This is a genomic window from Croceitalea dokdonensis DOKDO 023, assembly GCF_001306415.1.
GTDB classification, from domain to species: domain Bacteria; phylum Bacteroidota; class Bacteroidia; order Flavobacteriales; family Flavobacteriaceae; genus Croceitalea; species Croceitalea dokdonensis.
In genome coordinates this window covers 150,039-174,859 of sequence record NZ_LDJX01000002.1, presented here as the reverse complement: position 1 = coordinate 174,859, position 24,821 = coordinate 150,039, and the positions used below count along the sequence as shown (strand labels likewise).

At 42.3% G+C, this 24,821-nt stretch carries 21 protein-coding genes; 10 read left to right on the top strand and 11 right to left on the bottom strand.

The features are described 5' to 3' along the window. Nucleotides 1-43: 43 nt before the first annotated feature. Entirely contained in the window at nucleotides 44-2,611 is a 2,568-nt protein-coding gene (locus I595_RS04285) for a toxin-antitoxin system YwqK family antitoxin (RefSeq protein WP_157449640.1), read from the top strand. Between the two features lie 97 nt (nucleotides 2,612-2,708). Here the strand turns inward: I595_RS04285 and I595_RS04280 are convergent, their stop codons facing one another. The 6 genes from I595_RS04280 to I595_RS04255 form a co-directional block, all read right to left on the bottom strand. Then, nucleotides 2,709-3,716 carry a cadherin domain-containing protein gene (locus I595_RS04280; protein ID WP_054558169.1) on the bottom strand — a complete coding sequence of 336 codons (1,008 nt, stop codon included), beginning with the start codon at nucleotides 3,714-3,716 and terminating at the stop codon, nucleotides 2,709-2,711. Nucleotides 3,717-3,827: 111 nt separating this feature from the next. Further along, entirely contained in the window at nucleotides 3,828-5,855 is a 2,028-nt protein-coding gene (locus I595_RS04275; protein WP_054558168.1) for a M3 family metallopeptidase, read from the bottom strand. A gap of 9 nt (nucleotides 5,856-5,864) precedes the next feature. Further along, entirely contained in the window at nucleotides 5,865-6,266 is a 402-nt protein-coding gene (locus tag I595_RS04270) for a hypothetical protein (protein WP_054558167.1), read from the bottom strand. 75 nt (nucleotides 6,267-6,341) lie between these two features. Next, on the bottom strand, nucleotides 6,342-6,830 hold the full coding sequence (gene purE / locus I595_RS04265) for a 5-(carboxyamino)imidazole ribonucleotide mutase (protein WP_054558166.1): 489 nt from the start codon (nucleotides 6,828-6,830) through the stop codon (nucleotides 6,342-6,344). A 59-nt stretch (nucleotides 6,831-6,889) separates the two neighbouring features. Continuing rightward, nucleotides 6,890-7,402, bottom strand: a complete 513-nt coding sequence (locus tag I595_RS04260) for a tetratricopeptide repeat protein (protein ID WP_054558165.1) — start codon at nucleotides 7,400-7,402, stop codon at nucleotides 6,890-6,892. A gap of 143 nt (nucleotides 7,403-7,545) precedes the next feature. Then, nucleotides 7,546-8,703 (bottom strand): 5-(carboxyamino)imidazole ribonucleotide synthase, encoded by a 1,158-nt coding sequence (locus I595_RS04255; protein ID WP_054558164.1) that lies wholly within the window; start codon nucleotides 8,701-8,703, stop codon nucleotides 7,546-7,548. 114 nt (nucleotides 8,704-8,817) lie between these two features. Here I595_RS04255 and I595_RS17085 point away from each other — a divergent pair, with 114 nt between their 5' ends. The 9 genes from I595_RS17085 to I595_RS04215 all read left to right on the top strand — a co-directional run bounded on the left by I595_RS17085 (nucleotide 8,818) and on the right by I595_RS04215 (nucleotide 15,362). Continuing rightward, nucleotides 8,818-9,927, top strand: coding sequence for an adenylate kinase (locus tag I595_RS17085; protein ID WP_083467492.1), 1,110 nt, complete (start codon nucleotides 8,818-8,820; stop codon nucleotides 9,925-9,927). 13 nt (nucleotides 9,928-9,940) lie between these two features. Then, nucleotides 9,941-10,084, top strand: a complete 144-nt coding sequence (locus tag I595_RS17320) for a hypothetical protein (protein WP_157449639.1) — start codon at nucleotides 9,941-9,943, stop codon at nucleotides 10,082-10,084. 32 nt (nucleotides 10,085-10,116) lie between these two features. Further along, nucleotides 10,117-11,115, top strand: coding sequence for a GTPase ObgE (gene obgE / locus I595_RS04245; protein WP_054558163.1), 999 nt, complete (start codon nucleotides 10,117-10,119; stop codon nucleotides 11,113-11,115). Between the two features lie 60 nt (nucleotides 11,116-11,175). Continuing rightward, nucleotides 11,176-11,703: a DUF4136 domain-containing protein gene (locus I595_RS04240; RefSeq protein ID WP_054558162.1), complete on the top strand. Its 528-nt coding sequence runs from the start codon at nucleotides 11,176-11,178 to the stop codon at nucleotides 11,701-11,703. Nucleotides 11,704-11,991: 288 nt separating this feature from the next. Then, nucleotides 11,992-12,192, top strand: a complete 201-nt coding sequence (locus tag I595_RS04235) for a hypothetical protein (RefSeq protein WP_054558161.1) — start codon at nucleotides 11,992-11,994, stop codon at nucleotides 12,190-12,192. Then, entirely contained in the window at nucleotides 12,189-12,395 is a 207-nt protein-coding gene (locus I595_RS04230) for a hypothetical protein (RefSeq protein WP_054558160.1), read from the top strand. Before I595_RS04235 ends, I595_RS04230 begins: the two co-directional genes overlap by 4 nt. Before the next feature lie 110 nt (nucleotides 12,396-12,505). After that, the gene (locus I595_RS04225; RefSeq protein WP_054558159.1) at nucleotides 12,506-13,594 is read left to right on the top strand and encodes a histidine kinase; all 1,089 of its coding nucleotides are present in this window, start codon (nucleotides 12,506-12,508) and stop codon (nucleotides 13,592-13,594) included. Continuing rightward, nucleotides 13,591-14,646, top strand: a complete 1,056-nt coding sequence (locus tag I595_RS04220; protein WP_054558158.1) for a sensor histidine kinase — start codon at nucleotides 13,591-13,593, stop codon at nucleotides 14,644-14,646. Before I595_RS04225 ends, I595_RS04220 begins: the two co-directional genes overlap by 4 nt. After that, nucleotides 14,643-15,362, top strand: coding sequence for a LytR/AlgR family response regulator transcription factor (locus I595_RS04215; RefSeq protein WP_054558157.1), 720 nt, complete (start codon nucleotides 14,643-14,645; stop codon nucleotides 15,360-15,362). Before I595_RS04220 ends, I595_RS04215 begins: the two co-directional genes overlap by 4 nt. 12 nt (nucleotides 15,363-15,374) lie before the next feature. On the opposite strand, the gene I595_RS04210 is transcribed toward I595_RS04215, so the two are convergent. The 5 genes from I595_RS04210 to I595_RS04190 all read right to left on the bottom strand — a co-directional run bounded on the left by I595_RS04210 (nucleotide 15,375) and on the right by I595_RS04190 (nucleotide 24,818). Further along, nucleotides 15,375-16,385: a transglutaminase domain-containing protein gene (locus tag I595_RS04210; protein WP_054558156.1), complete on the bottom strand. Its 1,011-nt coding sequence runs from the start codon at nucleotides 16,383-16,385 to the stop codon at nucleotides 15,375-15,377. Beyond that, complete coding sequence (locus tag I595_RS04205) at nucleotides 16,382-17,098, bottom strand: carboxypeptidase-like regulatory domain-containing protein (RefSeq protein WP_054558155.1); 717 nt, start codon at nucleotides 17,096-17,098, stop codon at nucleotides 16,382-16,384. The genes I595_RS04210 and I595_RS04205 overlap by 4 nt, the downstream gene beginning before the upstream one ends. 247 nt (nucleotides 17,099-17,345) lie before the next feature. Further along, a complete protein-coding gene (locus tag I595_RS04200; RefSeq protein WP_054558154.1) occupies nucleotides 17,346-23,435 on the bottom strand; it encodes an alpha-2-macroglobulin family protein in 6,090 nt (2,029 codons plus the stop codon). 199 nt (nucleotides 23,436-23,634) lie between these two features. Next, nucleotides 23,635-24,420, bottom strand: coding sequence for an SDR family oxidoreductase (locus I595_RS04195; protein ID WP_054558153.1), 786 nt, complete (start codon nucleotides 24,418-24,420; stop codon nucleotides 23,635-23,637). An 86-nt stretch (nucleotides 24,421-24,506) separates the two neighbouring features. After that, a complete protein-coding gene (locus tag I595_RS04190) occupies nucleotides 24,507-24,818 on the bottom strand; it encodes a cupin domain-containing protein (protein ID WP_054558665.1) in 312 nt (103 codons plus the stop codon). Nucleotides 24,819-24,821: the final 3 nt, after the last annotated feature.

The following is a 24,821-nucleotide window of genomic DNA, read 5'->3' as shown; positions in this document are numbered from 1 at the left end:
GTGGTATTAAAAAACATCCAATCCTGGTTATAAAGCAATTAAAATGATACACCTTCTCCTTCAGAAATGCCATTACAAAACAAAGGGCCTTTGCATGCTTATCTTGCTCTTTACCATCTCTGCCATAGGGCAACAAGACACCATTTATTATGATTCTAAATGGAAACCAACAGTGAAGGATAGTGCTGCGTTTTATAGGCCACCTGTCACCAAAGTGGGTAACTTGTACAAGGTAGAAGATTATTATATATCCGGTGGCATACAAATGCGAGCCACCTCCTCGAGTGCCAAAAGAGATCTATGGGAGGGAAAAGCAAGCTGGTACAATGAAGATGGAACCTTGTACCAACAAGGTAATTATGTAAATAACAGGCTACAAGGGGAGTTTATTACCACCTTTATGGGCAAGAAGATTGTGGCTAACTACCAAAACGGCTACTTTATATCCGGCCAGCAGAACATACCCTCTGGGAACATTCAACTATTTACGGAAAAAAAGGGCGATTCCATTATTGAAAAGTTTTATCAAGAAGACCTTAATGGTATCCGTTATGAGTATTACGGAACCAAAACCAACTCTCGCGGACTTTCAAGGTATTTTGACGCCAATGGGGAACTAATTGGGGAGAAGCTACCATTACCTAACGGTTATTTTAAAGGGGTTGAGGTTTTTTACAACTACAATCCCATGCGTGTAAGGGAGATTAATTACTATCCTTTTGGAAACTTGCTCATTGGGGAGCGGTACTATGCCAATGGACAGCCAAGGGAAAAAGTTTCCAAAGAGCCGGGGTGGACCAAAACCTACTTTGATAAAACGGGTAACCAACTTGCAAAGATTGGATATGCCTATGCAAATGAGCGCTTAGTGCCCCAAGACGGTACAGAACTACTGTTTGACTATGGTAAGAATTATAGGGAGATTACGGATGTGGTGGTTTCCGCTAAAACCTATAGCAAGGGCAATTTGGTGGAGGAGAAGACTTTTTATCCCTCTGGGCAGGTTAAAACCAAAACCCAGTATGCGGACAAACAAAAAGAATTGCAGGTGAGTTATGATGCCAATGGGAAGGAGATTAACAGCATGCAGTACAAAGGGTACAATCCTTATAATGGTACTGAAATCCTAAAGGACAAAAAAACCACTTACAAAGATGGTGAACTGGTAGAGGAGATTACGTATTATCCAGATACAGAAATTGTCCAGAGCAAAAAAACACAGACCAAAGAGGTGTTTTATGACAAGAAGGGAAATGTCCTTGGCGAGTTGCAATTGGAGTATAAGAACAAGTATGCCAGACCATTGAACGGTCAGCGCTTTATCATGGACTATAAGGATGGGGATGTAATAAGTATAGAAATCCTCAAGGAGGGCTATGTCACCAACCGCACGGACTACAGAAAGCGCCAAGTAGGCAATGGGGAATATAAAACGTTTAGAAGTATTGAGGAGTATGATGATCGAAGTTATAGAACAAGACGCATGGAGTTTTATAGCAATGGAAAGCTACAATCCGATATTTCGTTCAAAAATTATAAGGAGGTTACCGGGAAGTTTTTTGATATGGATGGTAACCAAATAGGCCTCTATGATTATGAAAAAGAGGAGGGCAGTCTCTACGAATTCTTTTCGGAGTCTGATGAACTTAAAAGAATGGAAGTCCGCGAAAATGGAAAGATAAATAAGTTAAAATTGTATGATTATGGTCCCAGGTCCGAGTATGGGGAAATTAACCCCGTGTTAATAGAAGATATTGATGCTGCCTGTTGTGCCGCTTACTACAACAGGGAAGGGGAACTTATTGCAAAACTTACCTACAAAGATGGTAAGCCATGGAACGGCCAATTATATGACAAGAACAAAGGTACACTGCACACTCTTAGCCAAGGGGTGCGCAATGGGCTATATCAAAAACTGGACTATTCCCAGCGCGTATTGGAAGAGGGCAATTTTGTAAACGGTAGGCCAGAAGGTGAATTTAAATATTACAACTACCAAGGGACGTTAACCAAGAAGGAGACTTTTAAAAATGGGGAACTTAATGGCACAGCCTTTTATTATGATGACACCACCAAGGAAATTGGCCGTATGTTGTACGAAAATGGCAAGCCGATGAACGGAAAGCGCGTAACCTCTGCATACCGTAATGAAGTGCAATATGAGATATATAAAAATGGGAACTTGGTAGAACAGCAGTCCTACGGTGCGGATGGAAAAGTGCTTTCCAAGAACTTGACGGGCAGTAATAAGAAATCCATAGCCTATTTTAAGGATTCTGACACAAAGAAATTGGAATACCTTACCACTAGCAATATGCTGGACGGAAAGGCAATCCGATACGATGAGAGAGGAAACGTACTCCACACGGCAGTATTTGTGAACGGGGTCTTGGAAAGCGGAACTGTGCTTTTAAAAGGTTTTGATGTAGGCTCCAATGTACACTACCTAAAGGTTTCTAAAACTAAGGATTTGGTGAACGTGGAATTTTATGACATAGAGCAGCAGAATATCTTTTCTGCTGAGGAAAATACTACAACTACGGGAAGCCCCATTTTTATGAAGAAGCTATACGTGTATTTGGACCAAGTCACGGGAAATAAATTGTATTAACACCTGTATCTGAACCGATGAATAATTTGTAGCGAAATCCATATCTAAACCATTACCCGGCCCTCTAGGATTCGTGGAAAATCAACAGGCAGTTCCCTTAGAAATCCTCCAAGAGGATAAGATTGGACAATTGGTCTTGTATCAAGTTTTCGTTAAGGCCGGTGGGCATAGCTTCATGGTAAAAGTAGCTAATGACTTTTTCCTCGATACCCAGCAATTGGTTTTGCGGACGGATGCTAGAGCACATCACGCTGGCGTTTTCACCATCACAAAGATTGGAATGCCCCAAGCCCAGAGCATGCCCTAATTCGTGCCTACAGATTGCCTGCCCTCCATTTGATATCCATATCTCTGATGAAAAATAGGTGTCGTTGGCAAATGAGGAAACGGCAAAGCCATCCACGTTAAGGTTCCGTATTTGTTCGTACATGGCCGGGAAAACGGATTCCACGGATGCCTTAGTGCCCAAGAACAATTTGGCGTTGGCCTCGGTCTCATTGGTGACCAAACTAATATCAAAAGAACCGGTGTCCGTCAATCGGTTATAATCGGCAATTACCTCTTGCACCATAGTACGGGCACTGTTGTCAAAGGTTCCCAAAAGGAAAAGTTTCATAGGTTCTTGCCATTTTCTCATAACATCTTGGGTGGGTGAAGTGTTATCCTGAAAAAGGGTCAAATGCTTAAAATGGGCAACAAGTTCCTTTTGTTCATCACTTAGTTCATCAAACTCGTTGATATCGGTCACATTAATGGTGATGGTAGCATCTGCCAGTGCTTCCCCATCAAATACGGAAACGGATAGTTCGTAGGTTGTTTGGCTTTCAAAATCCAGTTGTAGGTTAGGCCCCACGGTAATGTTGCCGGTAACCTCGTCCAAAATAAAATCTTCACTATCATTTAGGATAAACATCAGCTCGTCCTCATTGGCATCCGTGGCAATAACACGTCCAACACCAGTTTCACTTGGTGCATGCTCAGCAATTTGGAATTGTTGGTTGGCAATGATGGGAGCGGTATTTTCTTCATTCCCAGCAATATCTTCGGAGTCAGAGCTGCAACTAAATGCCAGCAAGGTGGCTAATACAAAAAAGGATTTCTTCATAATTTTCTTATGGATGCAAGCAATGTTGCCTTAACATCCAGAAAATTAAGGTTGCTATTTGGATTCCCCAATACCTTGTTGTAAAGTGGGAAGAAGTTGTGGTAAAACCCGTTAATCCTGTAAAAGCCCCGCACGCTCCAGCAAGGCCTCCACCTTGGGCTCCGAACCACGGAATCGCTTATATAAAACCATGGGTTTTTCCGTTCCGCCCTTGGATAGCACGTGTTCCTTAAATTTAGTGGCCACCTCTTTGTTGAATATTCCGTTTTCTTTAAAGTAGGCAAAGGCATCGGCATCCAGTACTTCGGCCCATTTGTAACTGTAATAGCCAGAGGAATATCCACCTTGAAAAATATGTGCAAAAGAGGTGCTCATACAAGTCTCTGGCGTATCCGGATACAGGTTGGTGCCTTCAAAAGCCTTTTTTTCATGCGCTTTTACATCAGTAATATCAGAGGGGTCTGCCCCGTGCCATGCCATATCCAATAACCCGAAACTCAATTGGCGCATGGTTTGCATGCCCTCTTGGAAAGTGGCAGATGCCTTAATCTTATCAATAAGTTCCATAGGAATTACTTCTCCCGTTTCATAGTGTTTTGCAAAAAGCTCCAGTGCTTCTTTTTCATAGCACCAGTTCTCCATGACCTGACTGGGAAGTTCTACAAAATCCCAATAAACGGATGTGCCAGATAGGCTTGGGTAGGTGGTGTTGGCGAGCATGCCGTGCAGCCCATGGCCAAATTCGTGAAACAAGGTAGTTACTTCATTAAAAGTGAGCAGGGATGGTTTGGTTTCTGTGGACGGTGTAAAGTTGCACACATTGGATATGTGAGGGCGTATATTTTTCCCATCTTTTTTCCATTGTGATTTAAAGGAAGTCATCCACGCACCACCCCGTTTTCCCGCCCTTGGATGGAAATCTGCATAAAACACAGCAACAAAATTTTTATCCTGGTCATAAACGCGATAGGTTTTTACTTCTGCATGGTAGGTATCAATATCGGATACTTCCTTAAACCGTAAACCGAATAATTTCTCAGCAACTAGAAAAACCCCATCGATTACATGCTCCAATTTAAAATAAGGCTTCAATTGTTCGTCATCCAGACGAAACAACTTTTGCTTTAATTTTTCCGAATAGTAGCTGCCGTCCCATTTTTGTAATTGTTCTATACCATCCAACTCTTTTGCAAATTCTTCCAGTTGTTTGAATTCTCGCTCTGCAGCCGGTTTTGCTTTTTCCAAGATTTCATTTAAAAAAGAATGGACTTTCTTGGGCGTTTCCGCCATACGCTCCTCTAATACAAAATGGGCGTGGGTAGCATATCCTAAAAGATTTGCCCTTTGGTGCCTTAAGTTGGCTATTTTAAGTACGTTTTCTTGATTGTCAAGTTCATCTTCATGAAAACCTTTGCTTCCAAAGGCTAGCGAGAGTTCCCTGCGTAGCTCACGGTTATTGGCATACTTCATAAAAGGGATGTAGCTAGGATAGTCTAGGGTAACTACCCAACCAGAATCCTTTCCTTTTGACTTTGCCATTTGCGCGGCAGCCTCTTTTGCGCCGTCCGGTAAACCGTCCAAATCCGCCTCGTTGGTGAGGTGCATTTGGTATTTGTTGGTTTCCGCCAGGATGTTCTCCCCAAATTTTAATGTAAGCTTGGAAAGTTCGGCATCGATTTCCCGTAAACGTTTCTTTTTTTCTTTAGAAAGATTGGCTCCATTTCTACTGAAACTCTTATATCTTTTTTCAAGTAAGGTTTGTTGCTCAACCGACAGGGGTAAACTGTCTTTTTGCTCATAGACGGATTTTATCCTTTGAAACAAATCTTCATTTAGGGTAATATCATTCCCAAATTCCGAAAGCAGCGGAGAAACCTCTTGGGCGATTTTCTGAATTTCCTCGTTGGTTTCCGCTGAGTTGAGGTTAAAGAATACACTCGAAATTCTATCTAGCTGTTGCCCTGAAAATTCTAAAGCTACAATTGTATTTTCAAAAGTAGGTTTTTCTGAATTTGATGTAATAGCATCAATTTCGGCACGAGCATCTTCCATAGCTTGTAAAAAAGCAGGTTTAAAATGTTCGTTTTTTATTTGGGAAAATGGGGCTTCGTCAAAAGGTATAAGAAGTGGGTTGTGCATGTCCTTTTTTTAGTAATTTTCTATAAGGTAGTCTTTCATGGCAATGGCGTCCTTTTCAATAAAATCAGTACCATCAAAATAAATATACCGCCATTTTTGGGCTGTGGTGTCCATTTCTATCTCCCATGTTTTTTCTCCACCAATGAGTTTAAGGTTTCTGCTTTCGGTGCTAATGCGGTCCATCCTCAGTGTATCAACCATTATCATTAGCTCACTGTGATACCACATAACGTCATCCATAAAAACAGGAAAATCCTCTTCGCCCCATTTTTGTTCAATTTCCACAAGCGCTAAGCTATCCGGAAAAATATCAATTAAGGTGGGCGAATTTAAGGTATGTGTAATGGTGGTCTTGGTTTGGCATGAACCCAACAATGCAAGTAGCAATAAGATACAATTTAAGACTTTCATTAAATTTTTGTTAGTTATGTTTTGCCAATGGCAACTGCCAACTGCCAACTGCAACTGCCAACTGCCAACTGCCAACTATTTCCCGTTTACGGATTTTGCGCCGTCAATCACTTTCTTTTTTAGGCCTTCTTTGTAGAGAATCACCTTATCCAAAACACAGGTATCGGACGAACCAATAATCTGGGCAGCTAATATTCCCGCATTTTTGGCTCCGTTTAGGGCTACTGTTGCTACGGGCACCCCTCCGGGCATTTGAAGAATGGACAATACGGAATCCCAACCATCAATGGAATTTGAGCTTTTCACAGGAACTCCAATGACGGGCAAAGGAGACATTGAAGCTACCATACCGGGTAGATGAGCCGCACCACCAGCACCGGCAATGATTACGGAATACCCGTTGGTGTGGGCATTTTTGCTAAAGTCAAAAAGTTTTTCTGGAGTTCTGTGGGCAGATACAATATCCACATCCACTTCAATATCAAAGCCCTTTAAAATATCAATAGCATCTTGCATTACGGGTAAATCGCTGGTGCTGCCCATTACTACGGCTACTTTGCTCATGGTATCATTTTTTATTTAATGGCTACAAGGTATTACAATTACCACTCTTACTAAACAGCTTATAAACTCATTTTGGTTTTACAGCGCTCAATGGAATCCATGGCCGTTTTCATGGTCTTATCATTCATAGTGGCTTTTGCGGCATCACGATAATAGTTAATGGCTTGGTTGTATTGCTCTAACTGCTCATACATGATGCCATATTCATTGTACACAGTAAACTTGTCCATCCCAGGTACGTTGATGGCATTGTCCAGTAGTACCTTTAAATCATCATATTTGCCCAAAGTGGATAATAAAATAGCATAATTTTTATAAACGGCAGTGTATTCCGGCGCATGCTCTAGTGCCAATTTGTAGTGCTTTTCGGCTACTGCCAAATCTTTGAACTTGGTTTCGTACAACCAACCTAAATGATTGTAGGCTTTTCCAAATTTGGGATCTTCGCTGATGATTTCCTGTAAAAGTGCTACGGCAGCTTCGTATTTGGCAGCTTTTATCTCTTGGTCTGCCACGTTAAATTTTTCCTCGAGCTTAAACTGGTTGCCACCGCTGTTAAAACTGAATTTCATGTTATTTCTTTTTAATTAGTCCATTCAAAAATACAATACAATTATTTCCTCAAAACCACGGTAAACAGGGGTTTGTACCGTAAACGATAAACGCAGATGTACTATTCTATATAAGCTATCACCCTCATTGGATTTGCTGCCACCTATTCCTTTGCAATTACCTTGATTTTTTCCTTCACCTGCTGTGCTATTTCCCTAGCTCTCTCAATGTTTTCATTTACAATGGTCACATGTCCCATTTTTCTAAAGGGCCTTGTTTGTTTCTTCCCGTAAATATGCGGGGTAACCCCTTTTTTGGCAAGAACCTGATTTAAATGTTCATAAATTACAGGGCCGGTATGCCCTTCTGCACCAACCAGGTTCACCATAATGCCGGCGAGCTTACTCGCTGTATTTCCCAAAGGTAAATTTAAAATGGCCCGCAGATGTTGTTCAAACTGGTTGGTAAAGCTGGCCTCTATACTGTAATGGCCGCTGTTGTGGGGTCTAGGTGCCACTTCATTGACCAGGATTTCATCTTCATGGGTCTGGAACAACTCTACGGCCAGTAAGCCAACCTGTCCTATCTTTTCCGAAACGGCCAGCGCCACCTTTTGGGCTTTCTTGGCTACTTCTTCCGGTATTCTGGCAGGACAGATAACGTATTCTACCTGATTGGCCTCTGGGTGAAACTCCATTTCTACCACGGGATAGGTCTTAACCTCGCCACTGGCGCTTCTGGCAACGATCACGGCCAGTTCATTTTTAAACGGAACCAGTTGTTCCGCAATACACTCCCCAGATGGAAGTTCTTCCAAATCTTCCAAGCACCGGACCACTTTAACCCCTTGTCCGTCATACCCAAATTGGGCAACTTTCCAAACAAAGGGAAAATCCAAGGCTTCGTTCTTTATACTGTCCGTAATTTCACTTTTGTAGGCAAAACGCTGAAAACCTGCCGTGGGGATGTTATTATCAACATAAAACAACTTTTGGGTGGCCTTATTCTGTATGGTACGCAGGGATTTGGTGGGTGGATAAACGGTAATCCCTTCCCGTTCCAATTGTTCAAGGGCGTCTAAGTTTACATTTTCAATTTCGATGGTAAGTACATTAACATCTTTTCCAAAACTGTAGACGGTATCATAGTCCAAAAGACTGCCCAGCACAAATTCATTACAAGCAACTTTACAGGGCGCTTCTTCAGAAGCATCCAAAACTTTGGTGTAAATATCCCATTTTCGGGTTTCATAGAGCAACATTTTGCCCAGCTGCCCGCCGCCGAGAATTCCTAATTTAAAGTCTGAAGAAAAATAGTCCATAACACCCTGTGCTTAAAAAACAAAAATACGGTGAATTCCCAAAAGGGTGAAGGTTTCAAAAGGAAACCGCTCTTAAAATAGTATCTTAGCGGCCTGCAAAAAAGAACCCTTGCCATGATACAATTGCATGACAAATACTTTAAACCCTTCTTAAGCCAAGAACAGATTTTGGGTGCGGTTCATAAAATGGCAAGCCAGATTGCAGCGGACCTTAAAAATGAAGTACCCATTTTTGTAGGGGTGTTGAACGGGTCTTTTATGTTTGTGGCAGATTTTTTAAAGGCCTATGAAGAGCCATGCGAGGTCTCCTTTGTAAAACTTAGCTCCTATCAAGGGCTCACCTCTACAGGTATTGTGGAAACCTTATTGGATGTTCCAGAAAATCTGGAGGGCAAGACCGTGGTTATTTTGGAAGACATTATAGACACGGGCAGGACCTTAAAGCAGCTGGTGAATTTATTTGCCAATTCTAAGGTCAAGGAATTTAAAATAGCTTCCCTTTTCTATAAACCGGAAGTATACAATGGGGAATATAATATTGACTATGTAGGGCTTGAAATTCCCAATAAATTTATTGTTGGGTATGGATTGGATTACAGGGAGCTGGGAAGAAACTTAAAAGAAGTATATCAATTAAATGAAGACCATATGATCAACCTAGTACTTTTTGGAAAACCCGGAGCGGGCAAAGGAACGCAGGCTGGATTTTTAAAAGAAAAATACAATCTTAAGCACATCTCTACCGGGGACGTGTTCCGATATAATATTAAAAACGGGACGGAATTGGGGAAATTGGCCAAATCTTATATGGATAACGGTGACTTGGTGCCAGATGAGGTAACCATTAATATGCTCAAGGCAGAAGTGGAAAAGAACACGGATGCCGCTGGATTTATTTTTGACGGATTTCCAAGAACTACCACCCAGGCAGAGGCATTGGACCATTTCTTGGAAAGCAGGGATATGCAGATACATGCCACTATTGCCCTTGAGGCGGAAGATGATATTTTGGTAGCTCGTTTATTGGAACGTGGTAAGGACAGCGGAAGGAGTGATGACCAGGATGAAGCCAAAATCCGCAATCGGTTTGATGAGTACAACGCAAAAACAGCGCCCTTAAAAGAGTACTACAGTGCACAGGATAAATTTTATGCAGTGAACGGTATTGGTGAAATCACAGAAATTACCCAGCGTTTGGCAAAGGTGATCGATCGTTTGGCCTAAGTGATATAAAACCATGCCAGAAGAAGCCATTCCGCCAAAATATGCATTTAAGGGATGCTTTATCACCGGATGCTCTGCCGTGCTCATATTTGTAATAGTTGCGGTCTGTTACTTGGTGTATACCTTTTATTTGGACGATTCCCTGCCCACAGGCTAAAGCTGTACAAAACTGATGATTGAATTAAACATATGACCGAAGGTAATTTTGTTGATTACGTAAAACTGTTTGTCTCTTCTGGTAACGGGGGCAAGGGCTCTGTGCATTTGCACCGTGAAAAGTACATCACCAAAGGTGGGCCTGATGGTGGGGACGGTGGGCGCGGTGGCCATGTGATTCTCCGGGGGAACAACAATCTTTGGACGCTGGTCACATATAAGTTTAAAAAGCACTTTAAAGCGGGCCATGGTGAGCATGGCAGCAAAAATAGAAGTACCGGTGCAGATGGTGAAGATGTGTATTTGGATGTGCCCTTGGGTACCGTGGTACGGAACGGGGAAACCAATGAAATCCTCTTTGAAATCACCCAACACGGGGAAGAAAAAATTGTGGCAGAAGGAGGAATGGGCGGTCGTGGCAATTGGCATTTTAAAACTTCTACCAACCAAACCCCACGTTATGCGCAACCGGGAATCCCCGGTCAGGAAAAATACGTGATTTTAGAACTAAAGCTTTTGGCAGATGTGGGTCTGGTAGGTTTTCCCAATGCGGGAAAATCCACCCTGCTGTCCGTCATGACATCGGCAAAGCCCAAGATAGCGGATTATGAATTCACTACCTTAAAACCCAATCTAGGCATTGTGGAGTACAGGGATTTCCAAAGTTTTGTCATGGCAGATATTCCAGGTATCATAGAAGGAGCTGCGGAAGGCAAAGGGTTGGGATATTATTTCTTGCGCCATATTGAGCGTAATGCCACGCTTTTGTTCCTTATTCCTGCCGATAGTAAGGACATTGTAAAGGAGTATGAAATCTTGTTGGATGAATTACGCCGATATAATCCAGAGCTATTGGACAAACAACGCTTTGTGGCCATATCAAAGTCCGATATGTTGGATGATGAACTTCAGGAAATGATGAAAGTGGAGTTGGACCATACCTTAAAAGTTCCCTACATGTTTATTTCTTCCGTTGCCCAAAAAGGAATACAAGAACTCAAGGATAAGCTTTGGGGCCTTTTGAACGAATAGTTTCTTTTTTACTGGAAACCACACTCAATTTTTTGCTAATTTTAAAGAAACTACTTGGTTATGAGGCTACTTTTGGTTTGTTGTGTCCTTCTTTTCCTGACCTCATGCAATACGGTCCGCGTGGCTTATGACTATGATAAAAGGACCAATTTTAACAACTACACTACGTATAACTATTTTTCCGATGTGGAAACTGGCCTAAGTGTTTTTGACGATAGACGACTTTTTAGCGTATTGGACTCTACCTTACGTGCCAAAGGCTTCCTTCAGGTAGAGGAACCAGATTTCTATATCAACATCCAAAGTGAGGAATTCCAATCTGCGCCCAGTACAAATAATGTAGGGGTTGGGATTGGTGGCACCAACCGTAATATGGGTGGCGGTATGACCATTGGTATTCCTATGGGCCGCTCTGGACTTCAGCGTCAATTACAATTTGATTTTGTGGATTCCCAGACCAATAAGATGTTCTGGCAGGGAGTTGGTTCTGCCAATTATAAGGAAAAAGCTACCCCGGTTGAACGTGAACAACAAATTCAGCGTGTGGTCCACAAGATTTTCTCGAAATTTCCTCCTTCCAAGAACTAAAGCACCACCACTTTTATAAACTAAGTATCCTCTTTTTACCGTTCGGTAAGACCAGTTTACCGTTCGTCATAATTCTATTTTTTGAAGGTGACCTGCCGGCTACATTTGTGTCATCAAATCAATTAAATCAAAACAGATGGTAGCATTAGTAAAAATAATCGTTTCACTTATCCTAAGCATTTTGGTATAGGTTCCTTATTGGGGCACGTAGCTTAGGAAATCAAATTATCAAAACTCCTTCATCGGGCAAGTATAGTTATCAAATCAATCCAATATAAAACAAGTATTATGAAAAATTCAAAGAATATTAAGCAAGCCGTATTTGTCATTGGTTTCATCGCCCTCCTTTTAGGTGCATTTGGAGCCATCGCGGACCAGAGTGTCATTCATTATTTTTTACCCATACACGCCGGTTTTATGTTCATGGGAATGGCAGTGCTCCACAAAGAAGAAACCACAACAGCTGCCACCCAAAAATTGCAAAAATGAAAAAACCCATACGCAATGCCCTTTACGGAGCGGCAGCCCTGCTATTGGCATCAGCATTGGCCTCCCAATTTAATGCGGGTAAACAGGTATGGACCATTTTCATGGTTGCCTCGTCGGTAGTAGCCATCATTTGGGGGGTTAAGGAGGATAGAAAATTATATGGGTGCCTTAAAAAAAGAAGAAAGAGCAAAAGTAAACTTTAGGGCCCAGTGTCCTTGGTTTTCCTGTGGGGTTGATAAGCACAGTAGGCTTGGAAAACTTGCATATCTTTGGTTCAATTAGACGCTCAATGGCCTAACGGGGCAGTATGTGTATGACTTGGAACATTAAAAATAGAAACTTCATTTTCTTTGTACTGCAGTTTTTGGGTTGGGGTGCTTTTTTCTTATTGGTGTTTATTTCCTTAAACGCATCCGGTGGAATTTTTGCCAGGCTTTTACTATATATTTCCTTGGTATTGGTGGGTGTAATCCCCACTACACTTCTTAGGTTTTACCTTAAACTTACAAAAAGTATTGCGCGGTTTAGCTGGTGGAACGTCCTAAAGGTAATCATAGGTATTATGACGGCCAGCTGGATTTTTATCACTATTCCCTATTACTTGGGAATTGCCTCGCGCTGGTTAACGGAACGTATTGCCCCTGAGGACCCATTGGACGTTTCCAATACTATGGGATTTACCTCGGATACCTCTCGCTTTATTTTTAGTTTGATATTGATGGCTGCCTGGACCTCTGCTTATTTGGGGGTGCAGTACTTTTTTAGGCTTAACAACCAAAGGGCAGAACGCATCGTCCTCAAAGACTCTATTAAAAAAGCACAGCTAAATACGTTAAAAGGCCATTTAAACCCTAATTTCATCATTCAGGTATTAAGTGCGATAAGAACAACCATGGATACCGATGTAAAACTTGCCAGACGTATGCTTACGGAACTTTCCGAAATCTTACGGTATTCATTGACTAAAAATGATGTGCACCAAGTCTTTATTAATGAAGAGTTGCGAATGGTAGACCGCTATGCACTGCTCCTAAACAAGGTTACCGCATCCGATGTCCTGTTTAAAAAGGATTTTACCAAAGAGACCCTAGGTTTGGAAATTCCGCCAATGCTTCTGCTCAACTTGTGCGAAATGGTCGCTGAAAATGAAGATTTTAGACAAGCTGGAACCAATGAATTTGGGCTGGCGGGAAGTTTGGTCAAGGAAACCCTGACACTTACGCTGTCCTGTCCCAAGTTTTCATTGGCCAGACCAGATGATGTCATGGAATCCAGAATCAAACAGCGTTTAAAATTACTATTTAAGGAGGAGGGAGGCTATACCAAGTCATTTGATGGGGGGCTATCCGTACAGCTCACCCTGCCCGTGGCACCCAAAGCCCTAAAACCACAACTTTTATGAGGCCTAGGAATAAAAACATCCTGTTTTGGGTTTTACAATTGGTGGGTTGGTCGGTTTTGGACGCCACCATATTTATTGTACCGTTAGGTTTTAGTAAGACTTATTTGTTTTTTTCTTTTATGGTTTCCACGGTATTTGGAATTGCTGTGACCTTTGGTTACCGTTGGTACCTAAAACAATATGTAGGGCTTGAGTTTGACCAGAAACGAAAGTACATTAGGTTGCTATTGGCCTTTATTGCCACCTGCGGGCTCTATTTTATGTTGATATTTACTGCAGAGCATTTTTATGATGCCTATATAGGGCGCACGGCGGAAGAAAAAGCATTTATCAAGGAAAACTTTAACTATGCCCTTGCATTTGCCAATGCTGCGTTCACCATGTTATGCTGGACTGTCCTTTACTTTGTCATAAATTTTAGCATCAGGGCCAATAAAAACAGTCTGGAGCGTTTGGAATTGAACAGCACCCTTAGGGAGGCACAATTAAACACGCTAAAGGGCCAAGTGAATCCACATTTTATGTTCAACAGTTTAAACAATATTAGGGGCCTCATGTTAGAGGATGTTCCCAAGTCCAAGGAAATGATTACCAAGCTTTCTGAGATGTTGGAATTTTCAATGACCAAAAATTCAGTGGATAGCATTACCGTTAAAGAGGAACTGGAAATGGTCCGGAACTATGTTGGGCTCTCCAAAATCCAAATGGAAGAACGCCTAAAATATGACGAAGACATAGACCCAGAATGTCTACGCCTTAAAATTCCTCCCATGGTCATTCAGCTTTTGGTGGAAAACGCCGCCAAACACGGGATTTCCAAGTTAAAGGAAGGTGGGGTGATACGGCTCCAAATTACCAAATCTGCCCAAACCATGTCCATCTTGGTAAGCAATACCGGTAAATTGCTGATGGCAAAAGATACCACCCAGTTGGGGCTTGCCAATATTAGAAAAAGATTGTCCCTATTATACGGGCCCAAAGCCGTTTTTAAACTGGAGGAGATTGCAGACCATACCGTTGGGGCCTCCATACAAATACCTTTAATACCATGATCAAAGCCGTAATAGTGGAAGATAGCCGTTTGGCCCGTAATGAACTTAAAGAGCTGTTAAAGGAGCATCAGGATATTACTTTGGTAGGGGAGGCGGAAAATGTGGACGATGGCTTGGAACTGATACAAAAAGAACAGCCAGAACTTCTTTTTCTAGATATCAATATGCCGGAGAAGGACGGTTTTGAACTATTGGAAATGTTGGATGAGGTGCCCATTACGGTGTTTACAACCGCCTTTGATGAGTATGCCATAAAGTCTTTTGAATATAATGCATTGGATTATTTGTTAAAACCTATTAGTGAGGAACGTTTTGCCGGCGCCATCGACAAGGTGAAAAAGCAACTAGAGCAAAATCCTGAAGTTTCTGACAGGGAGAAACTTACAGAGCAGAGCCAAATCTTCATTAAGGATGGCGAATCTTGTTGGTTGGTAAAGATTGGAGATATTTCGCATTTTGAGATTGTTGGCAATTACACGCGGGTCTTTTTTAGGGGAGAAAGGCCATTGTTGTACAAATCGTTGAACCAAATAGAAGAAAAACTGCCCGAAGCCTCCTTTTTTAGGGTGAACAGACAACAAATAGTAAATACCAATTACATTGGTAACGTGGTGCCTTGGTTTAACGGCAAATTAAAGCTCACCATGCAAAACGGGGAGGAAATTGAAGTGTCCCGTAGGCAGTCCTACCTGTTTAAGGATAAGATGAGTTTTTAATTCTTAGGTCACTTATTTTGTCACCTTAACCACATAAGTGGCAATTGGCTTTCCATTGATGTTCAGGTGAATATCATAGGTGCCACGACGGTTAAGTGGCTCCCTTAGGAAATAAACGGTATCTTTTTTTTGAAGCTCTGGGACAACGGCTGTTGTTTGGTTGCCATCGTACACCATAAAAAGGACCAATGCTTTCTCCAAATTAACCTGCCCATTGAACTTTACTACAAAAGACCGTCCTTTTTGGACACGGACATGCATTTTTTGGGGTTCTTCCGGGAATACCTTCATTTCAAAAGCGTCCTTATACAACAAGGGTCCCGCCAAAAAATCTTCAAACCCCAGCGGGTTAGGCATAAGCAGCCATTTGGTATCCAATGGATAGTGGTTTTTGGCAAAATATCGGGGTTCGGTCAGAAAATAGCCATCCACATACTCCTTTTTAAAGCTGGGTACCCCCTCATTGATGACAAAAGTCCCTGCGGACCAGGTGGCATCGCATAAATACCAAGTGTTTGCCAGCCTAACGGCATTCCAAGAATGGTTAGGTTCACTTTCTGCACCAAGGTTAGCGTTAAGTACCTTTCCAAAGCCGTTAATAATTTCACAGTCCAGCCCTGCAAGGTTTGCCATTTCCTTAATGAGATAAGCGTAACCGGTACAAGCCGTTTTTTTATGCTTCATCAAAGTTTGGAACATTTTAGGGGTATATCCTTTGTTCCAAAGCAAAAAGGAGGCTTGGTCCTTTTTTATTTTTTTGCGCTTTTTTTTGGTACGTTGATAGGCGGCATAGTCATTTTCGATGTTTGTGCATACCCAGCGGTAAATTGCCCTAAACTTTTCAACCTCCGTATCCAAACCTTCTGTAAGGTTATGCGTTAAATGGGGCAGGTTGGTAAGACTTGCCCCATGATAGTGCTTGGCCAAGCTATCTGCCTTTGCAAAGTCAATACCGGAAAAAGCTATTCGCTGCCCTTGGGTTACCGTTGTAAATGCAATGCATAAAACCAATAAAAACCTCATTTAAACAGTCCAAAGAATTTTTGGAACAAGTTCTTTTTAGAACTATAAACGCCTTCTATGGCCACATCGCCCATGAGGATAATATCCGTTGCCTCAAATAAAATGGTAACGTTAATGGTCTCGTTTTCGGATGCTTTTACCATATACTCCTTGGTCTCGAACCCGATATAACTAAAGACCAAGATATCACCTACCTCTAATTTTTTAGGAAATTCAAAACTACCGTCAAGAGCTGTTTGGGTGCCAATGGCAGCACCTTTTAAGACCACGTTCACCCCGGGCAGCGGCAGGCTTTGGTCATCCAGCACCGTTCCTTTGATGGTATAATTTTTGGCCGCCAATACCTCTAACTGTGTGGTTTTGCTTACTTGGGTTTGTATCTCCTTGTTTTTGGTGGTTGTTTGTTGTGCCTCCAAGGTTCCCATAGTTCCCAAGGTGCAAATGGAAATCCCAAAAATTGCTGCCCTATGGAGCCATGCGCTTCGGGTTGGCACAATTGAAATAGACTGTTGTAACTGTTGCTGGGTAAATCTTCCGCAAATGTCTTCCTTCTTTTTCTTTAAGTGTAGTATCATTTCAGCATTTGACATACCCGTAAAATCAATGACCTCTTTTTTACAGCTGCTGCAGAAGCCTCCCCCATGGGTACGCTTAAAATTATTAAAATTTTTGGAGCATGGTTCGGTAATGGAAATTTTAATGGCATTTTTCATAACGTATTGGTTTTAAATGATGGAGCTAAGCTAAGAGACCGTTGCGGCAAATAAAACCAATAATGAGGTAGCCGCGGTTTTGGTTGAGGGAACAGCCCTAAAATAAGACTTTAGTTAAGTAACACCGGGACTTAAAAGGGTGTTTAACCTTTCTTACTACATGGAACAAGCTTCATCTGGCATCCATTTTTTGCGAAGTTAGCAGAGGCGCCAATTTTGTAAACGTCGGTAATTTTCCCATGAGGGACTATGGCGCTTGTACACGAATCCGGACCCCTTCTGAATGACTGGTGAATTCTGGCGCATACATGCTTTGGATGGTGGTGATGCCATTACTAAAATCCCCTGCATTGTTCACACGTAAATCATATTCAAACACATAGACCCCTTTGGGCAGATAGTCAAAAAAGAAATGGGTACTGGCATCTTTAGTGGCTTCATAATAGCCTAAACCGTCTTGCCATTTGTACCTGGATATAACGTTTACCGGCTCAAAACCTGCTGCCCTCATATCTTTCATATGCACAAACTCCATGGGCCTATCGGCCCGTATGGTTATCCGTACCCTAACCAGGTCACCAACCTTTAAAGCCGTTTTATCCGTAATTTCTGAAATGGTCTCTCCGGTGGTTGTATTCTTTTTGAGGAACAGCTTCTTGTTTAGTTTTAATGGGGTCTCCGCCGAGGTGATTTTATCCGAATCCTCAAAATATTGCCAATACAATCCGCCCCAGGCTATACCATTCCCTTTTTTTGAAATTTGAACTTCTGCCATTTTGGGTAGTACTTCGTTACCGTTCCATGACGTTTTATAGTATCCTGTTCCTGCTTCCACTTTTACATGTTGCAATTGGGAAGGCGCTATTTTTTCTCCTCCCACCAAAACGTCCACGGCATCTGTCACCGACAACCAATCACTGCCCTGCAATAAGAGGGCGTAAACGGCTTCGGTGGTTGCCTTGGTCGTTTTCCACTGGTTGGTCTGTTTGTTTTTTAACAACCAAATTTTAAGGTTGTCAATGGTTTCTACATCGGCGGGCCGCAGTTCAGAAAACGTTTCAATCAACAATGCCTGGGTCTCAATAGGGGCTTGGTACCAATGCCAAGAACTTGTGTTTTCCTTCCAGTACATACCCAATTCTTTTGAAGTGATGCTATTTTCCTCCAAGGCGCGGAGTATCTTTTTAGACGTTTTGCTATCCCCGTCCCGATGCACGATCAAGGCCAACATTCCTTTGGAATACAGATTTTTGTTCTTCCAATAGTGCTGTGCTTGCCCCATGTAATAGTCTTGGATGTCCTTAACTTTTTTGGTAGTCTTAATATCGTTAAAAAAGCTACGCATGTACAAATAATGGATTTGCGTTTGGCTTAGATGATCGTCATTAAGGTTGGTGGCATACTTTTTCATTTGGAGGTACTCTTGCACAAATTGGTCATCCAAATAATAGATAGCTCTTTCTAAAACGGATTGCATTTCAACTACTCCAGAAGTAACGTTCAACTTTTTTAAATGTCCAAGGCCGGCAGCGATATGTTGGGTTACAAAACGACTGTCCGGACCGCCATTGAACCAAGGCCAGGCACCGGAACGGCTTTGGTTCTGTTGTAGTTTGTTCAGGGCAATTGCCTGTTCACTGTTCATTTTGTTGAGGTTGAACAACAGCGCAATACGTTTTTTCTGCTCGGTCTCAGATTGTGTATCGCGTAACCATGGGGTCTCTTGAATCAAAAGGGATTTTAATTCTTGGTTTTTTTCCAGATTGCTGACCAAGGCATCCGTAGTAGCCCATTGGTCAAAAACCTCCTGAATTCTTGGATTGCTGTTGGTAATATGCGTGGCCAAGGTATTTGCATAATATTTAGAGAAGGTCTGCTCATTACACTCATACGGGTACTCCATTAGATAGGGGAGTGCCTGTATCGCATACCAAGCGGGATTACTGGTCATCTCCAAAGTTAACTTATGGTGCTTGAGCGTAGGGGAGGAAGCTTTGTTTAACTTATCTAAGGTAAAGGTCTTGGTTTGGTTGCTTCTGACCCACATGGGCAAGGTTTCTGTCACTAGCATCTGGTTGGTCAAAACGGGCAAAACGTTTTGCTCCCCATCACTAAAATCCCCTGCTTTGGCGGTTACGGTATATTGAACGGCCTGTATGTCAGATGGTATTTCTAATCGCCATGATACCTGGGCATTGTTAAGGGAATCTACTGTAAAGGCAACTCCATTTATGTCAGTTCCGGGAGCGGAGGATGCCAATTTCTTGGAAATATCCTTGCCGGAAATAGCATCTATCAATGTAAGCCTTGCTAAACCGGATAGCTTCTTATCCGTTAGGTTTGTAATTTTACTGCTGATTACTATTTGATCACCATCCCTAAGGAATCTTGGCGTATTGGGTATTACCATCAGTTCTTTTTGGGTGATGGCCTGCAGCGTAGTGTAGGAACTCTCAAGGTTTTTGGTATGGGCCAACAATTGTAAATTCCATCTTGTCAAGGCTTCTGGGGTGGTAAAGCTAAATGAAACGGTACCTTCCGCATCAGTCTGCAATTGCGGAAAGAAAAATGCGTTTTCCTGAAGGTTTTTACGGATTTGTAAATTCTCGGCTTTGGTTGCTTCAGAAGAAGTATCAGCAATTTTTTTAGAATCCACTGAGGTTACGGCATAACCTAAGGCTTTCTTTTCTCTTTTAAAATCTTCGGAGAAAGCAACTTCATCAAGTTCAGACCCTTCATTATCCATTATTGGCTCTCCTAATGCTGCCCTTGGTGCCATAGCCGTTTTACTGCGCATTACTTGGGCACCTGCAAGCCTGTAGTTGCCATGCCCAAAATAAAGGCCAAACCAATTAAAACTATCAAAATTTAGGCTCTTAAAGGTGTAAAACTCATTGTCTAAATGGGTGATAAAGGTAGCATTGGTAAAACAGGAATAAGCGTTCACCGTTCTATTGGCATAGTAATGTGGCCGTACCAAAGGGTTAAATCCCCAGTAATGATTCCTAAAGGCATCCAGGGAGGCGTCATACATGCTTGCCAATATCTCTGCAGCGACCTTGTCCCCTTTAGGCCCTTTAATTTTAAACGACCAAGTCTCATCAGTACCAGGCTGTAGTTTATCCCTAAATGTCAGGGTCTCTATTTGGAGGTCGGTACTGGGATAGGGTACAGCAACATTAAGGGTACCAGAATCAAAATGGTTGTACACAGCGTAGCTGTAGGAAACTGCAAACCCTCCCAAATCTTCCTGATTTACGGGTATGGTGAAACTAGCTGAGTTTTTGTTCAAGCGGATAATCTTGGTATCGATAATTTTTTTGTTTTTTTCTATGGCAACCGTTACATGAACGTCCTTTGCATTGGAAAGTAGGGTCACTTTAACGCGCTCACCGGTACGATAACTGTTTTTATCGGTCTTAATTTGGAACAATTGATGGTCTGCCAGTTGTTCATCGTTTTGGCTAAACAGGGTGGTTTCTAGAATATCCTTGACTTCCTGCCCAAATCTATCGGTGGTTTCCAATTCCAAGAGGTACTTGCCCGATGCCCATTTTTTAATGTTCCCCAAGGAAAGTTCTTTGGAAGTTTCCGTATTAAAATTTGATTCCCATACCAATGCACCTTTTTCCCAGTAAGAGGCATCATGTTCATTCTCATAGGCATCGTGTGGAAATAACTTTCGGAACTCCTCTTTCGTAAAACCGGGATAATCCGGTGATTGCCATTGCCGTGGCCTTAAAACAGTACTTGGGGCTTTTAGCTTATACATTTTTACAGTTCCCTTTGCGGCTACAAACTGACCGTTAAGATTGCGTGTGGCAATGCTAAGCGTATGGGTTTTGATGTCCTTATCCATTGGGTTGGCCAAAGACATCCTAGCCATCATGGCATGGTATCCTACGGTCACAAAAGTAGTGGCGCTATGCGTTTCCCCATTAATGTCGGTCACGTCCGCAGTGATCTCGTACGTAAAGGTGGGTAGGTTTTTTTTGTCCGTTCGGTTATCCGGAATAGCCTTGAAATCTATGGAATAGGTACCCGTGGCGTCCGTTTTTGTTTCGCCCTTCGTTATTTCTTGAGGACTTGTATTTTGGGAGGGATATCGCCAATAGTACCAGCGAGGATAGGAAACGGAACGTTTTACCCTGTAACTAACTTTGGCATCGGTGATGTTGCTTCCTGCATAGGCCGTAGCGGTTCCATGAACGGTAACAGTATCATTGACCTTATAACTCTCCATGACCCGTTCAAAAGCCGTTTCAAATTTGGGACGTTTGTATTCCTCTACGGAAAAACTGGTGTAACCGGCCAAGGCATGGTCCTTTGCACTCACTTGTAATGAAAACTGTCCGGTGAGCCCGGTATTTGGCAAGATGAATTCCCCTGCAAAAGAACCATATTCATTGGTGGTAAAATCTGCAGTGTTTATTACCTGGCCATTTACGTCTTTTAACTGCACCGTAACATTGAGGTCTTTCAATAAGGAGGAATTTTCTTTCCATCTTTTTAGCGCAATGCCTTTAAAATATAACGGTTGCCCCGGCCTATAGATACTCCTATCTGTAAATAAAAAAGAAGAATAGGTAGGTTTGGGTTCGCCTGGTTCATAGTTTCGGTAAATGTAGTACTTCCCATAGAAGGCCGTATCTTTTTTGTGGGACACGGTAATATCCACGTCATTCCACTCTTTGGGAGTCCTCTTAATGGATACTGTTCCCGTTTGGTCCGTGTACCATGTTTTGGTCAATTTTTTACCGTTATAGTTTAAACGATATCGCAAGGTCACCATTGCTCCAATAACCGGATTTCCGTTATTCCTATCCACTACTTGAAACTCCTGATGGGTTTCTGTCTCTATCTGAATTAAAGCCAGATCGGTAACCTGTACTTGGGTGTAGGCGAATGTGTTATCGGTGTTGTCCTTGGGTAGTGCTAAAATGAGATATTGCCCATTCCCCAAAGGGGGCAAGGAAATTTCGGTACTGTGGGATTGATGATCGTTTTCGTTCCTTAAGCTGGCTTCCCACGAAGCAACGGCAACCAAGTCTTTGATAAAGACCAGCTTCTTTTCTTGCGGATAGATACGTTGCAATGCGTTCCATTGCTTTTGGGAAATGCTGTGGGCGGTGAGTTGTAGACCATCGTAATTTTTATAATTCACCAACAGGCGTGATGTTTGGTGCATAGGAATGTGCCGCTCCACAGTCAGACGCAGGTCATGGGAAAGAATCTGGGATTTAAGGCCCCGGCATTTTTCTGCCCCTCTACTATCCGGCATTTCCCTTATGAGCTGCTCACAAAGTTCAAGGGCCTCCTTTGTTTTCCAACGCGTTTCCGTATTGGTTTTTGGATTATAAGTGGCACCCTGTTGATGCAGTAAAGAGGCTATTTCATAGTGGTAAAGGCTAGCGGCCAAGTTCCCTTTTTCCTTAGAGGCATTATTTTGAAGCACCTGCAAAAATTTACCCTCTTTATTCTGAAAAACTGCATTTTGATAAATGAACTTTAGACGCTGGATGTCCACTTCAGCATAGGTGTACGGCTTTTTGGAAGCGGCATGGAGGGTTAAAAGTTTTTGAAAAACACATAGAGCCTTAACTTGGAGGGAGGTGTTATCTGTAGTGGAGATGTTTAACTGTACAAAGGTTTCCCCGTCACAAAGAAATTCAGCATCATCAATTTCAAATTTGTCCGCAGGTCTGGTCATATTATCTTCACCAGTGGTATAAAAACGTAGTGCGGTATGTGCCAGCAGGTCAAAAAGGGTAGGGCGGTATTCCGCAGAACCTTTCTGTTGGTTCAGAATCTGCTCAAAATCTGAAATTGGAAGCAGCTGAAGGGCAGATTCATTCTCCAAGGAAGCCTCAAAATGGGTGGTGATTTCTTTAAAAATGGTGCTAAGGTCCCAAGTCCTAAAATCTACTGGGTCTACTTTTTGTTCTGTTTGTGTACGATTATAAAATCGATATCTATTCTGTTGAAAATACTGCCAGTAGAGATTGGCCAAATAACTTTCTAAAATATTCTTGGTAGGGAATTCTGCGTTCTGGATGGCGGTATTAAAATCCTGTATTATGCTCAACTGGGCATCTTCCTTAAGGGTAAGGGCGTACTTAGCTGCATACAAAAGCGCCTTAACGTTCTGCGGGGCATTTTTTTCCTTTTCTGCCTTGGCCCTAATGATGTCCACTACTGCAACGGCAGACTTGGTCAAGGCATCTGCCTCTAGTTTTTCAACCTGTGACCAAAGGGTTTCAAAAGAATCATTATGTTGTTGGGCTTTTGCCATTTGGAAAAAAAATAGTGGGGCAATTAGGATTACAATGTGTTTCATGTGCTGCGCTTAAACTATACGCTTTAGCAAGGAAGTGGTAATCTTACTTAGCTTATAGAATGATAAAATTACGGACAAAGATGCCTCCAAAGTACCCGGAATACCATGAAAAATGAGGGAAACAGGTGTTTGGATGAGTAAAAAGCTTCAAAACGGTACTGGTTGTACAAGCAGGTGTGGGGTTCACTGCCTAGCGTATTTACAGACTCTTTAATAGACCTCCATCAATGGGAATTTGTGTTCCGTTAATATAGGACGCCTTGTCCGATGCCAAAAAAGCCACCAGATATCCGTACTCTTTTGGGTCGCCTATGCGTTTTAAGGGCACTTTGGATTTCATGTCTGCCAAGACCTCATCTTGTGAAATTCCCAATTGTTCCGCTTTTTTTTCATTGAGCTGTACAATGCGTTCGGTATTAAAGTATCCCGTTAGAATACTGTTTACGGTAATCTGTTTATCCCCAACATCAGTGGCCAAAGATTTTGCCCAGGTAACCAAACTGGCCCTGATGGAATTGGATAGGGCCAAATAGGACAAGGGCTCTTTAACGGATATTGATGCTACGTTGATGATGCGGCCCCATTGGTTTTGCATCATTTTGGGCAAGGCCAGTTCCGTTGTAAGGACTACGGTCTTAAACAGCAGGTCAAAAGCCTCCTGATACTCCATGACCTTCTTTTCTAACGCGCTGCCGGCTGCGGGTCCTTGGGTGTTGTTTATTAAAATATCAATCGTATTCCTTTTAAAATACGCCGTAATCTTTTGCAGGTATCCTTCATAGTCAGAAAAGTCCACCACCAAATACTGGTGTTTTTGTCCTAGGGACGTATCTAGGCTTTCCAAAACCAATTTTAGTTTTTCCTTATTTCTAGCCATTAAGGTAACATTGGAGCCGCTGGCGGCCAGTTGTTGGGCAATGGCTTTACCAATACCGCCACTGCTCCCGCCAACAAGGGCGTTTTTATGTTGTAGTGATATGTTCATATGTTTCGTTTTTTTAAGTTTCTGTACCCCTGGATTTGCTTAGTTTGTTGTACGTTCCGCTTGTTCACCCATGGAGCCTCACCGCCTTATTTATACTCTTCCCGAACAGGGCTAAAAACATCCATTAATTTACAGGTGGTAATGGCCTTGCCGCTGTGTGGCACATTGGAAGGGATAATGACAACATCACCCGCTTTATAGGTTTTGGTATTGCCATCTAGGGTAAATTCAAACGTTCCTTCCACCACGTGCATGATCTGCTCGTGGATATGCTGGTGTTCTGGTACCTGAGCACCAATCTCTACATCCCAAAATGCCCAACTCATGGTGTTTGCGTGTACCATTTTACCGTGATAGCCCGGCATCATCTCTTTTGAAGGTATTTCTGATAGGTTCATGAA

What these genes read in the sequence shown, in the direction of transcription:
- I595_RS04205 (WP_054558155.1), bottom strand. Translation starts at nt 17,098, where the DNA reads ATGAAAAATGCCATTAAAATTTCCATTACCGAACCATGCTCCAAAAAT.
- I595_RS04240 (WP_054558162.1), top strand. Translation starts at nt 11,176, where the DNA reads ATGAGGCTACTTTTGGTTTGTTGTGTCCTTCTTTTCCTGACCTCATGC.
- I595_RS04230 (WP_054558160.1), top strand. Translation starts at nt 12,189, where the DNA reads ATGAAAAAACCCATACGCAATGCCCTTTACGGAGCGGCAGCCCTGCTA.
- purE (WP_054558166.1), bottom strand. Translation starts at nt 6,830, where the DNA reads ATGAGCAAAGTAGCCGTAGTAATGGGCAGCACCAGCGATTTACCCGTA.
- I595_RS04195 (WP_054558153.1), bottom strand. Translation starts at nt 24,420, where the DNA reads ATGAACATATCACTACAACATAAAAACGCCCTTGTTGGCGGGAGCAGT.
- I595_RS04220 (WP_054558158.1), top strand. Translation starts at nt 13,591, where the DNA reads ATGAGGCCTAGGAATAAAAACATCCTGTTTTGGGTTTTACAATTGGTG.
- I595_RS04215 (WP_054558157.1), top strand. Translation starts at nt 14,643, where the DNA reads ATGATCAAAGCCGTAATAGTGGAAGATAGCCGTTTGGCCCGTAATGAA.
- I595_RS17320 (WP_157449639.1), top strand. Translation starts at nt 9,941, where the DNA reads ATGCCAGAAGAAGCCATTCCGCCAAAATATGCATTTAAGGGATGCTTT.
- I595_RS04200 (WP_054558154.1), bottom strand. Translation starts at nt 23,435, where the DNA reads ATGAAACACATTGTAATCCTAATTGCCCCACTATTTTTTTTCCAAATG.
- I595_RS17085 (WP_083467492.1), top strand. Translation starts at nt 8,818, where the DNA reads ATGATACAATTGCATGACAAATACTTTAAACCCTTCTTAAGCCAAGAA.
- I595_RS04285 (WP_157449640.1), top strand. Translation starts at nt 44, where the DNA reads ATGATACACCTTCTCCTTCAGAAATGCCATTACAAAACAAAGGGCCTT.
- I595_RS04275 (WP_054558168.1), bottom strand. Translation starts at nt 5,855, where the DNA reads ATGCACAACCCACTTCTTATACCTTTTGACGAAGCCCCATTTTCCCAA.
- I595_RS04235 (WP_054558161.1), top strand. Translation starts at nt 11,992, where the DNA reads ATGAAAAATTCAAAGAATATTAAGCAAGCCGTATTTGTCATTGGTTTC.
- I595_RS04280 (WP_054558169.1), bottom strand. Translation starts at nt 3,716, where the DNA reads ATGAAGAAATCCTTTTTTGTATTAGCCACCTTGCTGGCATTTAGTTGC.
- I595_RS04255 (WP_054558164.1), bottom strand. Translation starts at nt 8,703, where the DNA reads ATGGACTATTTTTCTTCAGACTTTAAATTAGGAATTCTCGGCGGCGGG.
- I595_RS04210 (WP_054558156.1), bottom strand. Translation starts at nt 16,385, where the DNA reads ATGAGGTTTTTATTGGTTTTATGCATTGCATTTACAACGGTAACCCAA.
- I595_RS04260 (WP_054558165.1), bottom strand. Translation starts at nt 7,402, where the DNA reads ATGAAATTCAGTTTTAACAGCGGTGGCAACCAGTTTAAGCTCGAGGAA.
- obgE (WP_054558163.1), top strand. Translation starts at nt 10,117, where the DNA reads ATGACCGAAGGTAATTTTGTTGATTACGTAAAACTGTTTGTCTCTTCT.
- I595_RS04225 (WP_054558159.1), top strand. Translation starts at nt 12,506, where the DNA reads ATGACTTGGAACATTAAAAATAGAAACTTCATTTTCTTTGTACTGCAG.
- I595_RS04270 (WP_054558167.1), bottom strand. Translation starts at nt 6,266, where the DNA reads ATGAAAGTCTTAAATTGTATCTTATTGCTACTTGCATTGTTGGGTTCA.
- I595_RS04190 (WP_054558665.1), bottom strand. Translation starts at nt 24,818, where the DNA reads ATGAACCTATCAGAAATACCTTCAAAAGAGATGATGCCGGGCTATCAC.